The sequence below is a fragment of the Mesorhizobium waimense genome (assembly GCF_003601975.1).
GTDB lineage: Bacteria > Pseudomonadota > Alphaproteobacteria > Rhizobiales > Rhizobiaceae > Mesorhizobium > Mesorhizobium waimense.
The window spans coordinates 87,318-102,027 of record NZ_QZWZ01000013.1; the positions used below are offsets into that span (position 1 = coordinate 87,318).

General features: G+C 64.1%; 12 protein-coding genes. 9 read left to right on the plus strand and 3 right to left on the minus strand.

The window, feature by feature from the left end; translation table 11 throughout:
• The first annotated feature begins 2 nt into the window (after nucleotides 1-2).
• The gene (gene tyrS, locus D3227_RS17990) at nucleotides 3-1,256 is read left to right on the plus strand and encodes a tyrosine--tRNA ligase (RefSeq protein ID WP_120015516.1); all 1,254 of its coding nucleotides are present in this window, start codon (nucleotides 3-5) and stop codon (nucleotides 1,254-1,256) included.
• A gap of 61 nt (nucleotides 1,257-1,317) precedes the next feature.
• Here the strand turns inward: tyrS and D3227_RS17995 are convergent, their stop codons facing one another.
• Nucleotides 1,318-4,704, minus strand: a complete 3,387-nt coding sequence (locus D3227_RS17995; RefSeq protein ID WP_120015691.1) for a YhdP family protein — start codon at nucleotides 4,702-4,704, stop codon at nucleotides 1,318-1,320.
• A 96-nt stretch (nucleotides 4,705-4,800) separates the two neighbouring features.
• Here D3227_RS17995 and D3227_RS18000 point away from each other — a divergent pair, with 96 nt between their 5' ends.
• Together D3227_RS18000 and D3227_RS18005 are read left to right on the plus strand one after the other, a co-directional pair.
• On the plus strand, nucleotides 4,801-5,268 hold the full coding sequence (locus D3227_RS18000) for a peroxiredoxin (protein ID WP_120015518.1): 468 nt from the start codon (nucleotides 4,801-4,803) through the stop codon (nucleotides 5,266-5,268).
• 150 nt (nucleotides 5,269-5,418) lie between these two features.
• Entirely contained in the window at nucleotides 5,419-6,711 is a 1,293-nt protein-coding gene (locus D3227_RS18005) for a M23 family metallopeptidase (protein ID WP_120015520.1), read from the plus strand.
• Between the two features lie 7 nt (nucleotides 6,712-6,718).
• Here the strand turns inward: D3227_RS18005 and D3227_RS18010 are convergent, their stop codons facing one another.
• Both D3227_RS18010 and D3227_RS18015 read right to left on the minus strand, forming a co-directional pair.
• Nucleotides 6,719-7,942, minus strand: a complete 1,224-nt coding sequence (locus tag D3227_RS18010; protein WP_120015522.1) for a M20 metallopeptidase family protein — start codon at nucleotides 7,940-7,942, stop codon at nucleotides 6,719-6,721.
• The gene (locus D3227_RS18015) at nucleotides 7,929-9,107 is read right to left on the minus strand and encodes a M24 family metallopeptidase (protein ID WP_120015693.1); all 1,179 of its coding nucleotides are present in this window, start codon (nucleotides 9,105-9,107) and stop codon (nucleotides 7,929-7,931) included. Before D3227_RS18015 ends, D3227_RS18010 begins: the two co-directional genes overlap by 14 nt.
• A 283-nt stretch (nucleotides 9,108-9,390) precedes the next feature.
• Between D3227_RS18015 and D3227_RS18020 the strand changes: the two genes are divergently transcribed.
• From D3227_RS18020 to D3227_RS18045, 6 genes are all read left to right on the plus strand, one after another.
• Nucleotides 9,391-10,827: an FAD-binding oxidoreductase gene (locus D3227_RS18020; RefSeq protein WP_167480740.1), complete on the plus strand. Its 1,437-nt coding sequence runs from the start codon at nucleotides 9,391-9,393 to the stop codon at nucleotides 10,825-10,827.
• Complete coding sequence (locus D3227_RS18025; protein WP_006204455.1) at nucleotides 10,824-11,567, plus strand: FadR/GntR family transcriptional regulator; 744 nt, start codon at nucleotides 10,824-10,826, stop codon at nucleotides 11,565-11,567. Before D3227_RS18020 ends, D3227_RS18025 begins: the two co-directional genes overlap by 4 nt.
• A gap of 2 nt (nucleotides 11,568-11,569) precedes the next feature.
• Nucleotides 11,570-12,007, plus strand: coding sequence for a VOC family protein (locus tag D3227_RS18030; RefSeq protein ID WP_120015695.1), 438 nt, complete (start codon nucleotides 11,570-11,572; stop codon nucleotides 12,005-12,007).
• A gap of 89 nt (nucleotides 12,008-12,096) precedes the next feature.
• Entirely contained in the window at nucleotides 12,097-13,125 is a 1,029-nt protein-coding gene (locus D3227_RS18035) for an ABC transporter substrate-binding protein (RefSeq protein WP_120015697.1), read from the plus strand.
• Entirely contained in the window at nucleotides 13,125-13,898 is a 774-nt protein-coding gene (locus tag D3227_RS18040) for an ABC transporter ATP-binding protein (RefSeq protein ID WP_120015526.1), read from the plus strand. The genes D3227_RS18035 and D3227_RS18040 overlap by 1 nt, the downstream gene beginning before the upstream one ends.
• The gene (locus D3227_RS18045) at nucleotides 13,895-14,650 is read left to right on the plus strand and encodes an ABC transporter permease (protein WP_120015528.1); all 756 of its coding nucleotides are present in this window, start codon (nucleotides 13,895-13,897) and stop codon (nucleotides 14,648-14,650) included. The genes D3227_RS18040 and D3227_RS18045 overlap by 4 nt, the downstream gene beginning before the upstream one ends.
• Nucleotides 14,651-14,710 lie beyond the last annotated feature (60 nt).

Below are 14,710 nucleotides of genomic sequence, written 5' to 3' on the forward strand. Positions count from 1 at the left end.
AAATGTCCGCCTTCAAATCCGATTTCCTGCGCACGATGAGCGAGCGCGGCTTCATCCACCAGACTTCGGATGATGCCGGCCTCGACCAGCTTTTCAGCAAGGAGACGGTGAGCGCCTATATCGGCTTCGACGCGACCGCCAAGAGCCTGCACGCCGGCTCGCTGATCCAGATCATGATGCTGCATTGGCTGCAGCAGACCGGGCACCGGCCGATCGCGCTGATGGGCGGCGGCACCTCGATGATCGGCGACCCGTCCTTCAAGGACGAGGCGCGCAAGCTTCTGACGCCGCAGGACATCGAGGACAATCTCGCCGGCATCCGCCGCAATTTCGCGCCCTATCTCAAATTCGGCAGCGGTGCGCACGACGCCGTCATGGTCAACAACGCCGACTGGCTGATGGCGATCAACTATGTCAATTTCCTGCGCGATGTCGGCCGGCATTTCTCAGTCAACCGCATGCTGGCCTTCGATTCCGTCAAGCTCAGGCTCGATCGCGAGCAGTCGCTGTCGTTCCTCGAATTCAACTACATGATCCTGCAGGCCTACGACTTCGTCGAACTCTACAAGCGCGTCGGCTGCCGGCTGCAGATGGGCGGCTCCGACCAGTGGGGCAACATCGTCAACGGCATCGATCTCGGACATCGCATGGAAGGCGCGCAGCTTTATGCGCTGACCACGCCGCTGCTCACCACCTCGTCGGGCGCCAAGATGGGCAAATCGGCCACGGGCGCCGTCTGGCTCGATGCCGAGATGCTGTCGCCATACGAGTTCTGGCAGTACTGGCGCAACACCGAGGACGCCGATGTCGGCCGCTTCCTGAAGCTTTATACGACGCTGCCCCTCGCCGAGGCGGCGCGGCTCCAACAACTCGGCGGCTCGGAGATCAACGAGGCGAAGAAGATCCTCGCCACCGAGATCACCGCCATGCTGCATGGCCGCGAGGCAGCAGAGACAGCGAGCGAAACCGCGCGCAAGACCTTCGAGGAAGGCGCGCTCGCCGACACATTGCCGAGCGTGGACGTGGACAAGGCGGCGCTGGAAGCCGGCGTCGGCATCCTGTCGCTGCTGGTTACCGCAGGACTCGCGACCTCCAACGGCGAGGCGCGCCGGCACATCCAGGGCGGCGCCGTGCGCCTGAACGACCAGCCGGTCTCGGACGATCGCCGCATGGTGACACTTCAGGATTTGAGTCCGGAAAACGTCATAAAGCTTTCACTCGGCAAGAAAAAACACGTCCTGGCGCGGCCGGTCTGAGCGGAGCTTTGTTTGACGATGATCCTTCCGAAAACCGGTGTCCACTTTTCGGGATCATGGTCTAGCGATACTCGAAGATCGACCTGAATATTCCAGGCGCGATCACCGACAGCGGGTTGATGTCCAGCACCGGCTTGTTGGCGTTGCCCTTCAGCCGGTAGGTGACGCCGATCAGGCCGCGGTCGCGGCCATTGCCGAGCAGCGGGCCGAACAGCGGCAGTTCGCCGAAGATGCGGTTGAGGCCGTAGACAGGCATGAAGGTGCCGGTCATGTCCATATTGTTGCTCTGATCGTAGAGCGTGCCTTGGAAAGTGGTGCCAATGCGCGGGCCGCTCAGCACGCCGTTCGCCAGTTTCAGATAGCCGGCGCCCTTGTCGATCTCGGCATAACCGCGCTCGAATTTGACCCTCGATGTATCGATGTCGGCCTTGACCGCCTGGCTCAAATTGCGGCTGTCGCCGGCCGGCGTCGTCGATACGATCGAGGCAAGCTTCGGCTCGTTGACGATGAAGAAGTTGCTGGAATCGACCTGGCCCTTCATCGGCCCGTCGCTTGCGCCTGCCATCGACAGTGTGATCGCGCCGCCTTCCATGTGCTCGTAGATGTTGAGGAAGCGCAGGATGGCGCCGGCGTCCGCCGATTTCATGTTGAGCATGCGCTGGCCGTCACCGGCCGTGTTGCTGATGGTTATCGCGGCTCCCGAACTTGCCGTTGCGCTCACTTTCAGCCCGTTCACCCTGGAACCGGCGGCGCTGTAGTCCAGCTTCAGATTGGACAGCACCTCGTCATGGAAGCCGGTCAGGGAATTGACGTCGGCGCTGACTGAAATCGCATCGGAGCCGGTGGTCTTGGTGGCGGTGTCGACGTCGGAGGTGAACTGCTTGATCAGCGAGCGGGCGTCGAGCGCCTCGCCGCTGACATTGACGGCGTAGCTCTTGCCCGATCGCTTGACCGACACGGCGACATCGTCGCCCCTGTTCAGGGCGACCTTGCTGAAGCGGGCCGACGACAGGGCGCCGTTGACCAGCGTCACGTCGCCCTTGACGGAAAAACTCTTTCCATCGAGGTCGAAGTCGGACAGCGTCGTGGTATTGCCTGACTTAGCCATGACGAAGGTGACCTTGGCGGGAACGCCCGCGCCCTTGCTCCAGCCTGCCCAGGGAATGTCCAGCCTGGCATTGGTGAGGTCGGCCGAGACGTTCTGGTTGCCGCCGCCGCTCTTGTCGATCGCCACCTTTGTGGTCCCCGAAAGCAGCGGCGACAGGCCGGGCATGGCGGCTGCGCGTATCTTGTCGTCGAGCACCAGCGCGACCTTGCGGCTGCGCTGCGGGCCATCGTCCTTGAGCGGCTCGACGAGGTCGAGCTCGGCCGGGATGCCGTTCAGCAGCGCCTTGGCGGAGATCACCGCCTGATCGGGCCCGACCGTGATCGAACCGTCGGCCTCGGTCACCGTCTGGTCCTCGAACGGCTTGGCGAGCGACAGGTCCGTGTAGTCAAGCGACACCAGCCAATCGAGTTTCGAGGTATCGACACCCGACTGCAGCGGAATGTCCGCCTTGACGTGGCCAGTCATCTCGCCGGACAGGTCCTCCGGCACGAGGCCGACATGGCGCATGGCGTTGATCGGCTCGTAGGATGCGAGCTCCGCGATCGCCGGCGCCTCGCCGGCGACATCGATGTCGAGAGCGCCGATCACCGGCGGCCGGTTGGCCTGCTTGACCGTCAGCGTGCCGTTGCTAGCCGCCACGGTGCGGCCGCTCGGCATGAAGACGCTGCCGGAGGTGAGCGCGACGTCGACGTCGTTGCCATGGAACGAAACCTCGCCAACGGCATCGCGGATCGGCGGAATGCGGCCGGCGGTGTCGAAGCGCGACCCTTCGATCTGGAAGCGGCCGAACACCTCATCGGCGGAAAGTGGAACGCCGTTGCCGAGACGATCGGGCACGACCTGGAATCCCACGCTGGCATTGACGACACGGCCGCCAAACAGATTGTTCAGCACCCAGAGGCGGGCATTGCGGGCGGAGAACCAGGGCCACAATTGCTTGACATGCGAGACCGGCATGTCGTGGACGTTGAGGGAGACGGATATGCCCGGAGCCTTGCCGTCGACTAAGGTAACCGAGGCCGTGCCCATGACCTCGCTCGAGCCCCCCGACCGGACCCCGATTTGCTCGGCGACGAGCTTGTGGCTTTTGGTCTGGTAGACGCCGGCAACGCGCGCAACGAAGTCGAGCGCCGGCTCCGGCGACTCCGAAGGCGACAAGGTCGAACGGTCGCTGGTCAGGTCGTAGCGGTAGGACGGCTCCTCGCCCGCCGTGCCGGTGGCCGGCTTCGGTCCGATCGAACCGGCGAAGTCGAAGGTCGAGCGGCCGGTCTTGAGCAGCAGCCTGTCGACCTGGATCTTGTTCGAGCCGGAGATGAGCATGGCATTGGCATCGACGTCGGCCGGAAGCAAGCCGCGCGTGCCGAGATCGAGCACGGAGCCGGCAAGCGACAGGGAAGCGGCAAGCCGCGAAGCGGTTTCACCCGCTCCTTCCGATCCCGTCAGTTTCACCGCAACTGTGCCCAGCTTCCCGCCGGCGGCCGTGGCAGCACCTTCAGCCTGGACCAGTTCCACGCTGGCGTCCAGCGCGCTGACGCGCCGCGCCGTCGTGTCGCGCGTGGCCGTGGCGGCGACGGTGAGCGCCCTGCCGTCGACATCGGCCTTGGCTGAAAACTGCATGCTGCCCGGCCCTGTCTGCAGAACCGAGGCGTCGGCGACGGTGACCCGCGTGACGGAGCCGGTGTCCGGCAGCACGAACTCGACATTCGATAGGTCGATCTGGCGCATAGAATCCACGCGCACGGCGTCGAGCGCGTGGTTGACGTTGGCGAACACCGCGTCGGCCAGCTTTTCCGGGTCGACAAGCCCGTCTTCGTTGCGCAGCGCCGCCGTCCAGTCGCCGCCACCCGATGGCATCGCCGCCGCCACGATGTGCGCATCGGAAATCCTGGCGCTGGTCAACCGCACCTCGCCGGAGAGCAGCGGGATGAGCCTTATGCCGAAACGTACACGCCCGGCATCGGCCATCGGCTTGCCATCGGCGGTCTTCAGGACGACGTCGCTCACCTGCAAGGCAATGAAGCTCGAACCGTCGAGCGTCAGGCGTGCCGGTCCGACCGTGACGTCGACATCGAAGCCGGCCAGTTTCTCGATTGCCGTCTCGGCCTCGGCCCGAAGCCGCTCGGTGCCGAAGCCCGACGCGCCGAGCACATAGACGCCGACCGCGGCCAGCAGCACCAGCGCGCAAAGACCGGCAACCAGCCGCCCAAGAATGCGAAAGCCGCGGCCAATCTTGGCGCGGCCGAGCGGCGGCACCTTGCATGCAGACGGCAAAGCCCCCAGGTCAGTGATCTCGTCACGCCTGAACCTGATCTTCTCGTGCTGCGGTTGCTCCTGATCCACGCAATTTTCCGTTGTAACGAACTCGATCGTGGACGAATCCCCGCTCGACACTATATCGATGCGGCTTGGCGCGTAACCGCAAACAAGGGCATCGATATGGCTGATCTCGACCTGGGCGACCATGCGCCGCAATTCGACCTTCCGCGCGACGGGGGCGGGTCGCTCAGCCTCGCCGCGTATTCCGGAAAGCCTGTTGTACTCTACTTCTATCCGCAGGACGACACCTCAAGCTGCACCACCGAGGCGATCAGCTTTTCGCAGCTGAAGCCGCAATTCGAGAAAGCCGGCGCGGTGGTGATCGGCCTGTCGCCGGACAGCATCAAGAAGCACGACAAGTTCAAGCAGAAATACGATCTCAGCGTCGATCTGGTCGCCGACGAGGAGCGCAAGGTGATCGAGGCCTACAATCTGTGGGTCGAAAAGACGATGTACGGCCGCAAATACATGGGCGTCGAGCGCGCGACGTTCCTGATCGGCAAGGACGGACGGATCGCCAGGATCTGGCGGAAGGTCCGGGTCAAGGGCCATGCCGAAGAGGTGCTGGAGGCGGTGCGCTCGCTTTGAGGCACGCGGAACATAGGCTGTTCCCGTCCCCGCAACCCGATGCGCGTCCTGCGGGCATTCCTAACGGGCGCCCCTGGTCTGCAAAGCTTTGTTAACCCTAATAATGTGTAATCAGGCTCGTCGTTGATGTCGTAACGAAAGCTTGGTCCCGTGAACGTAACCGGTCAGTCAGCGGTCTTCGGCAGGCGCAAAGAGCCCCACACGATCATCATCGCCCGGGGCAATGAGATACGACATTTCACCATCCGCCCCTGGCTTGTCGCATTCATCGGCTCGGCGCTGGCGGCGATCGCCATCGGCTACCTGCTGGCGACCTCCTATCTGGTGCTGCGCGACGATCTCATCGGCGCCACCACGGCACGCCAGGCACGCATGCAGCAGGCCTATGAGGACCGTATCTCCGCGCTTCGCGCCCAGGTCGATCGGATCACCAGCCGCCAGCTTCTCGACCAGCAGCTCATGGAAACCAAGGTCAGCGAACTTCTTGAGCGGCAGACCCAGCTCAGCCAGCGCCACGGCCGCCTCGGCCCGATCCTCGAACGCGCCGAGAGCGAAGTCGGCACCGCGCCCGCCGCAGCCGATGCAGCCGCCAAGCCCGACGAACATGCCGATGTGACAGGCAGCATCTCCCAGCCAGGTACCTATTCCGTGGCCAGCCTTGCTGCCAATCCCAGCAGTGGCGACACTAGACCGTTCTCGCTGTGGTCAACCCGCTCCGACCCGCTGCCCAGCGATTCGGCCGCCGACCGTGCCGACAGACTGTTCGTGTCGATCAACCAGTCGCTCAAGGCCATCGAAACCGAACAGCTAACCCGCGTCGCCACGCTTGCCGACAACGCCTACAAGAGTGCCGATGCCATAACCCAGGCGCTGCAGGCGGCCGGGCTGCCGGTCGACAGCGACTTTGGCAAGAGCGATGCTGGCGGTCCGCTGATCCCGGTCGATGGCTCGATGATCTTCGACAGCAAGGTCAAGGAGCTCGACGAGGCGCTGGACGCGCTCGACGATCTGAAGAAGGAAGCACGGAAGCTGCCGCTCGCCAATCCCGCCCCCGGCCATTCCGTCACCAGCCCGTTCGGCGTGCGCACCGACCCGATCCTCGGCACCGCGGCGCTGCATTCAGGCATGGATTTCAGGGCCCCGATCGGCATGGCGGCCAAGGTCACTGCGCCTGGCGTCGTCGTCAAGGCGGGCTGGAACGGCGGCTATGGCCGCATGGTCGAGGTCGACCACGGCAACGGTTTTGCTACGCGCTACGGACATCTGAGCGAAATCGACGTCACCGTCGGCCAGAAGCTGGCGGCCGGCGACGTCATCGGCAAGACCGGCAGCAGCGGCCGCTCGACCGGTCCGCATCTGCACTACGAGGTGCGCCATAATGGCGAGGCCGTCGACCCGCTGCGTTTTCTCACCGTCGGCAAAAAGGTCGAGCAATACCTTTAGGCCACCCTCACTGTGCGTGGAGACTTTCCGGCGGCGTCGACAGAAACATCTTCGCTGCCGAGACCAGAGTGGCCGCACCGACTTTCAGGGCGGCCTCGTCGACGCGAAACCTGGCATGGTGGAGCGGAAAGACCGATCCGACCGCTTCATTTCGGATTCCGAGCCGGAAATAGACCGACGGGCGTTTCTTGCTGTAGTAGCCGAAGTCGTCGGCGATGGTCCATCCGGGCGTGTTGAGAACATTGTCGGCCCCGATGCAGGCCTTGGCACTGGCGACTATTAGCTCAGTCATCTCGACATCGTTGACGACCCCCGGCTCGCCCTTATGGATGTCGACCTCAACACTCGCCCCGTGGCTCGTCGCTATCCCCTCGGCTATCGCACGAACGCGGCGCCAGGCTCGCTCGCGGGTGGCATCGCTGCCGCTGCGAATGGTCCCTTTCAACGTGACCTTGCCGGCGATCACATTGTAGGCGCTACCGCCGTTGATGGCGGTAACGGATATGACCAACGGGTCGTAAGGGTCGGTCTCGCGCGAGACGATCTTCTGCAGTTCCGTGACCATCGAGCAGGCCACGGCTATCGCATCGACACCTTCATGGGGTTTTGCGGCGTGTGCGGCGGAGCCCGTGACGAGAACATCGAACGTGTCGCAAGCCAGGGTGTACGGACCGGAGCTGACGGCGATCTTGCCGGACTGCGTGTACGGATCGACATGGACGCAGATCGCAGCGTCGATATCGTCGAGAAGCCCCTCTTCCACCACCCGTCTCCCGCCCGACGGTTCGTCTTCCTCGGCGGGCTGGAAGATGAGGCGCACGGTTCCGCCAAAATCATCCCTCGACTGGTGAAGATGCGCGGCAACCGCAAAGCCCATCGAGGCATGGGCATCGTGGCCGCATGCGTGCATCACGCCTGGATTTATCGACGCATAGTCGACACCGGACTCCTCCTCGATCGGCAAGGCATCGATATCGGCGCGGATGACGAGCTTGCGATTTGAAGGCTTGCCGGCGCCGACAATATCGACGGCCAGACCGAATCCTGCGACGTCACGGATGTCGGCAATCCCCTCCGCAGCCAGCATCTGCCGCAGGTAACGCTGCGTGTTCGCCTCGTGGTTCGAAAGCTCTGGGTTGCGATGCAGATGGCGGCGAATCTCGATCATCCGGTCGAGGATCCCGGCGTCGATATTGGTTGGGACGGGAGCCGGATCGTCAGGATTTGACATGGATATCTCGCGGGAACTTCGTCAGGGTCTCGTTGCCGGTCTCAGTCACCAGGATGGTCTCGCTGATCTCAATGCCCCAACCGTCCATCCACATGCCAAGAATGGAATGCACGACGTTGCCGGGCGCAAGCACCGTCTTGTCGCCCGGCCTGAGGCTGATCGTGTGCTCGCCCCAATCGGGCGGATAGGCTACGCCGATGGAATAGCCGATACGCGACTCCTTCTTCAGCCCGTAGCGTTGAATGACCTTGCGCCACGCAGCTTCGACCGCCTCGGCGGTCGTTCCTGGCCTGACCGCATCGAGCACCGCGTCCATGCCCTCGATCACCGCCTTTGCCGTGTCCGAAACATTTGTCGGCGTTTTCCCGAGCTGCAGCGTTCTTGCAAGCCCGGCGGCGTAGCGACGGCAGACCCCGGCGAGTTCCAGGGCAATCGTCTCGTTCTCCCCAAACCGCCTGTCGCTCCACATGATGTGCGGAGCGGAGGCATTTTCACCGCCGAGGATTGTCGGAGGCAGGGCGGTGATATCGCCCGCGAAGTCCGGGCTGCCGGCGATCTGCGCCGCCTGGATGGAGGCTATCGCATCACATTCGCGAACGCCTGGTGCAATAACCTCAAAGGCCCGCGCGACGGCCGCTTCCGCCAAGGTTGATGCCTTGCGCAAATAATCGATCTCGGGCGCCGATTTGACCGCGCGTATCCAGTTCACCAGAAGATCGGCGTCATGCAGCTTGGCATTGGGCAGTCCGGCGACAAGCCGGGCATGCCCTTTCGGCGAGAAATAGTAGGCTTCGAGCTCGATGCCGATGTGACGATTGCCCCAGCCCTTCGCGACGATCCAACCTGCTATCCAGTCCATGGGATGGCGATCGACGCGTTGAACATAATCTTCCGGGAAGCCGACCACGTTCTCGGCCTTCATCCAGGCTGTGAGGAGACCGCCGGCTGCATCCATCGCGCGGCCTATCCAGACCGGCTCAACCTCTTCGATCGGAACGAGCACCATTTGGGGCGTGTAGAATGACCAGCCGTCATAACCGGTGATGTAGTGCTGGTTGGCAACATCGTTCACGATAAGAAGTTCGATACCGCGCCTTGCCATTTCGGTGCGGATCTTTCGAAGCCGCTGCTGGTATTCGTCGCGCGTAAACGGCAATTCGATCATCTTGTCCCCATGCCTTGCTGGATCAACTGTCGCGGGCGAGCCGCTGCTCACCATTGAAATGCTTTCGACCTGGCGGCAATCGGCCAAGGCGGCGCATGAGCAGGTCCTAAACCCGATACGTCCAACAAGACCCTCCCTTTGCCGGCGGCGCGGGCAATTCCCGATATCTTCATCCGGACGGTATCGGTGATTTGCCCACCGCTCGCGGAAGTGCCGTTGACTTCACCTCAGTTGTAGGATGATATGTATCACCCTATCTCCAGACATCGTTGCCGACCCGTACATGACCGTTCACCGCCTTTCACCAAAAATCCTCAGCGCCATGGAAGGCGCTGTCGGGCAAAGCGGCGTCGCCATCGATACCGCCGGCATGGCGAAATACCTCGGCGACTGGTCGGGTGATCACCGTGGCGGCGCGCTTGCCGTGCTGAAGCCGGCTTCAGTCGCCGAAGTTCAGGCCGTGGTGCGGCTATGCGGTGCGCTTGGGCTGGGCATCATCCCGCAAGGCGGCAACACCGGCCTGGTGGCGGGCGCGATCGACATCGAGACCCGTGGCGCCGTTATCGTCAGCCTGGAACGGCTGAACGCCATCCGTCTCGTCGACGCCGACAATTTCGTCCTGCAGGCAGATGCCGGCTGCATCCTGCAGACCGTCAAGGACGCCGCCGAGGCGCATGACTGCCTGTTTCCGCTGGCGCTCGGCGCCCAGGGCAGCTGTCAGATCGGCGGCAATGCGGCCAGCAATGCCGGCGGCATCAATGTTCTGCGCTACGGTATGGCGCGCGATCTGATCCTTGGCCTCGAGGTCGTGCTGCCGGACGGCGAATTGTGGAGCGGCTTTTCCGGCCTGCGCAAGGACAATCGCGGCTATGACCTGAAGCAGCTTTTCATCGGCAGCGAAGGCACGCTCGGCATCATCACCGGCGTCGAGCTGAAACTGTTTCCAAAACCCATCCGGGTCGAGACGGCCTATCTCGGCCTTGCCTCTTTCGAAGCAGCCATCGCGCTGTTCCGGCAGGCGCGTCGGGCCTCGGCCGATCTGATGTCGGCTTTCGAGATCATCGGTTCGGAGTGCATCGAGCTCGCACGCCTGATCGACGCCGATATCAGCTCGCCGGTCGAAGCTCCCGTCCATGTGCTGATCGAATTGTCCGCAAGTGCCGCTGTAGAATTGCGCACGCTGCTGGTCGACTTCCTGGCCGGCGCCATGGAGAGCGGTCTCGTTACCGAAGCGGTACTCGCCGAAAGCAGCGCACAGGCCCGCTCCTTCTGGGCGATCCGCGAAGGACTGGTCGAGGGTCAGGCGAAGCGCGGCTATCATGTGCGCACCGACCTTGCGGTCAGGATATCGGACGTCCCTGCCCTCGTCGATCAGGCCCGCCGCTTCGTTGGGCTCGACCATCCCGGCTGGCTGCCGCAAGCATACGGCCATGCCGGTGACGGCAACATCCATTTCAATGTCCTGCCGCCGGCGGGTCTTGCCGAAAGCGAAGCCCGCGCCCAGGGCGCCGACATCACGGGTGGGCTCTACCGGATCGCCGACGCACTCGGCGGCTCGATCAGCGCCGAGCACGGCATCGGTCGTACCCGCAACCGTGCTTTCTGGGCCGGCCTGGCGCCCACCCATCGCCGGCTTGTCACCGCGCTGAAGGATGCGCTCGACCCGCAAGGATTGATGAACCCCGGTTGCCTTCTGCCTCTGACGGAGACCTCTTCATGAAGCAAAGACTGGCCGCTATCGGCACCGTGGAAGCGCTGCCGCACCGTGTCGCCGCCTTCCTCAGCCGCGAGATCGATTCCGGCGAGCTCAATCCCGGCACGCGCCTGCCGACGGAGCAGCAGCTATCGGAGAAATTCGGCGTCAGCCGCAACGTCGTGCGCGAGGCGATCGCGCAGCTCCGTGCCGACGGCATGATCGAGGCGCGGCAAGGCGTTGGCGCCTTCGTGCTGGCGCCGGAGCAGCGTGCCTCGATCCGCATCGACGGCGAGGCACTGAAAGACACTGAGAATATGGAGCGGCTGTTCGAGCTGCGCTGCATCCTCGAGGCCGAGTCCGCCGCCCTTGCCGCCGAGCGGCGCGGACAGGAGCATCTCGACGCCATCAAGGCAGCGCTCGACCGCATGAGTGGCGAGGAGCGCTGGGAAGAAGGCAGCATCGACGCCGACCTCCTGTTCCATCGCGAGATCGCACGCGCCACCGGCAACAGCTACATCCACACCTTCATCTCCTTCGTCTGCGAGCAGATCCGCCGGTCGATCCATTACGCCCGCCTCACCAACCCGCTGCACGACCTGGTCGACGTCAATGTCGGCGAGCATGTGCGCATCTACGAGGCGCTGGTCGCCGGCGATCCCAAGGCCGCCGAGGCGGCAATGCGCGCCCATATCATCGGCGCCGCCGAGCGTGTCGGCGTCAAGCTGCCCGCCGCGCGCGCCAAGCACACCGGCAAGGGGAAATGACCATGCCGCTCGGAGGCGCTTACGCGATTTCAGACGTCTGCCTGCTCGTCGAGGATATCGAGCGGACGGTTGACTTCTACGTCGAGAAACTCGGCTTTCGGCTGCGCCGCCGCGCCGAAGGTTTTGCCGATTTCCATGGCGAGGGTGTGACGCTTGCCGCATGGGAGATCGACCACATCAGCCGCCACACCGGCGTATCAAAGCTCAAATCGCCGCGCCAGGCGCACAAGGTCTGCGTGGCGGTGAAGCTCGATACGCCCGCCGAGATCGACAGGCTGCATGGCGAGCTGAGCGCCAAGGGCGTGCCCTTCTACGGCCCGCCGGAAGACTATGTCTGGAACGCGCGCTGCGCCTACTTCACCGATCCCGACGACACGCTTTGGGAATTATACGCCTGGCTCGACGGCGGCCCCGGCGACTACCACGACGAACAGCCGTAGACGACGCCGCGCCGTTGGAGCGGCGCCTGAAGAATGAACAAGAAGCCTTGCAACAGGAGCGACAAATGAGTGGGAACGGACAATACGACATGAACCGCCGCAGCTTCGTGAAAGCCGGTTTCGCCGGCCTTGCCGCCGCCTCGGCCGGCATGCAACTGGTGCTGACGCCGGGCGCCAGGGCGGCCGGCAAGGTCGTCATCCAGTATGACTGGCTGATGTCGAACGGACAGATCGGCGACATCGCCGCCGTCGCCAACGGCTATTTCAAGGACGCCGGGCTAGAAGTGGAATTCAGCCCCGGCGGACCGAATGCCGCCACCGTGCCGCCGGTCATCTCGGGTGCTGCCCAGGTCGGCCAGTTCTCCGAGACGCCGCAGCTCTATGCGGCACGCGCCAGCGGCGTGCCGGTCAAGATCATCGCCTGCGGCTTCCGCACTGGCCCCTATGCCTTCACCTCGAAGCCGGCCAAGCCGATCCGCGGTGTCGCCGACCTCAAGGGCAAGAAGATCGGCATCCAGCCGACGGCGCGCTTCGTCATCGACGAGATCCTGGCCAAGAACGGCATCGACCCGTCGGAGGTCACCATCGTCAATGTTGGCTTCGACAAGGCGCCGCTGGTGCGCGGCGACGTCGACGCCATTGGCGGCTGGATCACTAACACCCAGGCGCTGAGCGTCGTCGGCGACGACCGCATCGACCTCCTGGTGCGCGATCTCGGCCTGAACTCCTACGCCGATGTCTATTTCGCCACCGATGCAGCGATCGAAAAGGATCCGGACACGCTGGCCAAATTCATCGGCGCGGTCGCCAAGGGCTGGGGCTGGGTGCATGCCAATCCGCAGGAAGCGGTGAAGAAGATGGTCGCCGCCTATCCGGAAATGGATCTCGGCTGGGAAGAAAAGACCGTCAATCTGGTGCTGAAACTCTCCTTCGATGGGCAGACCGCCAAGGATGGCTGGGGAACCTTCGACCCGGCCTCGATCGAGGAGCAACTGGCGCTGCTGGACAAGGTCGGCCAATACCCGAACGGCCGGCCGGCTGCGGCGGATGTCTACACCACGAAGATCCTCGAACTCTCGGCCGCCGACCGGCCCAAGCTCGACGCGCCCGCCGCCTGATGGCGAACGCGATCGAGGCAAGCAGACTGGATGTCGGCTATGGCGGCCGGCAGACGGCGGTAAAGGTGCTCGCCGGCCTCGACCTCACGGTCGCGGCCGGCTCCTTCCTGTCGATCCTCGGGCCGTCGGGCTGCGGAAAGTCGACCTTGCTCCGGGTGGTCGCCGACCTGCTCGATCCGCTCGGCGGCACGATCAGCGTGCTTGGCGACACGCCGCACGCAGTGCGCTCGCGCAGGGATGTCGGCTTCGTCTTCCAGGATTCGACCCTGCTGCCCTGGCGCACTGTGCGCGACAATGTGCGGCTGCCGCTGGGCGTCGGGCAAGGCAGCCTGACCCGCAAGATCGAGGACCGCAGCGACGAATTGCTCGAGCTGATGGGGCTTGCCGGCTTCGGTGAGCGCCTGCCGCACCAATTGTCGGGCGGCCAGCGGCAGCGCGTGGCGATCGCCCGCGCGCTGCTCGGGCAGCCGAAGTTGCTTTTGATGGACGAGCCGTTCGGCGCGCTGGACGAGATCACCCGCGACCGCCTCAACGACGAGTTGCTGGCGCTGTGGCGGCGCACCGGTACGACGATCCTCTTCGTCACCCATTCGATCGCCGAAGCCACCTATCTCGGCGAGCGCGTCATCGTGCTTGCCGCCAATCCCGGGCGCCTGATCAAGGACCAGGACATGCGGCCGTTCAAGCAGGACGGCAATCGCTGCTCACGTGAGGATCCCGCTGTTATCGCCGCCATGGCCGGACTGCGCGGCGCGCTGGAGCAGGCCTCATGAGACAGGCCCCCTTGCCGCCCGCGCTGGGGATCGCCCTGCCCGTCCTGGGCGCGGCCTCGATCCTGCTCACCTGGCAGTTCCTGCTGCCCTGGCTCGGCGTACCAGCCTATATCGTGCCGACACCGACGGCGATATTCGGGGTTTTTCGGAAGAGCCTTGCGCTGTTTCTCGGCAATCTCTGGCCGACGCTGATCGAGGCGCTGGCCGGCTTCGTCATCGGCAATCTCGCCGGCGTGCTGCTGGCCGTGGTCTTCGTGCACAGCCGCGTGCTGCAGGCCGCCTATTTCCCGATCGTGCTGTTCTTCAACACCATCCCGATCCTGGCGCTGTCGCCGATCATCATCCTGATCTTCGGGCTTGGCATGACGCCAAAGATCGTGATTGCCGCCGTGATCTGCTTCTTCCCGACGCTGGTCAACATGATCCGAGGGCTGGATTCGGCCAGCGACAACGAGCACGAACTGTTCCGGGTGCTGTCGGCGACGCGCCGAGAGGTCTTCTGGAGCCTGCGCCTGCCGCGAGCGCTGCCGATGCTGTTCTCCTCGCTGCGGATCGCGTCGGCCACCGCCGTCATCGGCGCCATCGTTGGCGAATGGATCGGCTCGGACAAGGGGCTCGGCGCGCTCATCATCCAGGCGAGCTTCAACTACCAGTCGGACCGGCTCTACGCGGCGATCGTGTTGTCGTCGTCGCTGTCGATCGCGCTGTTCGCAATCGTCGTGCTAGTTGAGCGCCGGGTCATAAAATACTGAACGGGCGGCGCGGGTTATCCTGGACCTGCCGAGTTCGAGAAATCGGGGTGTCGGCCCCAC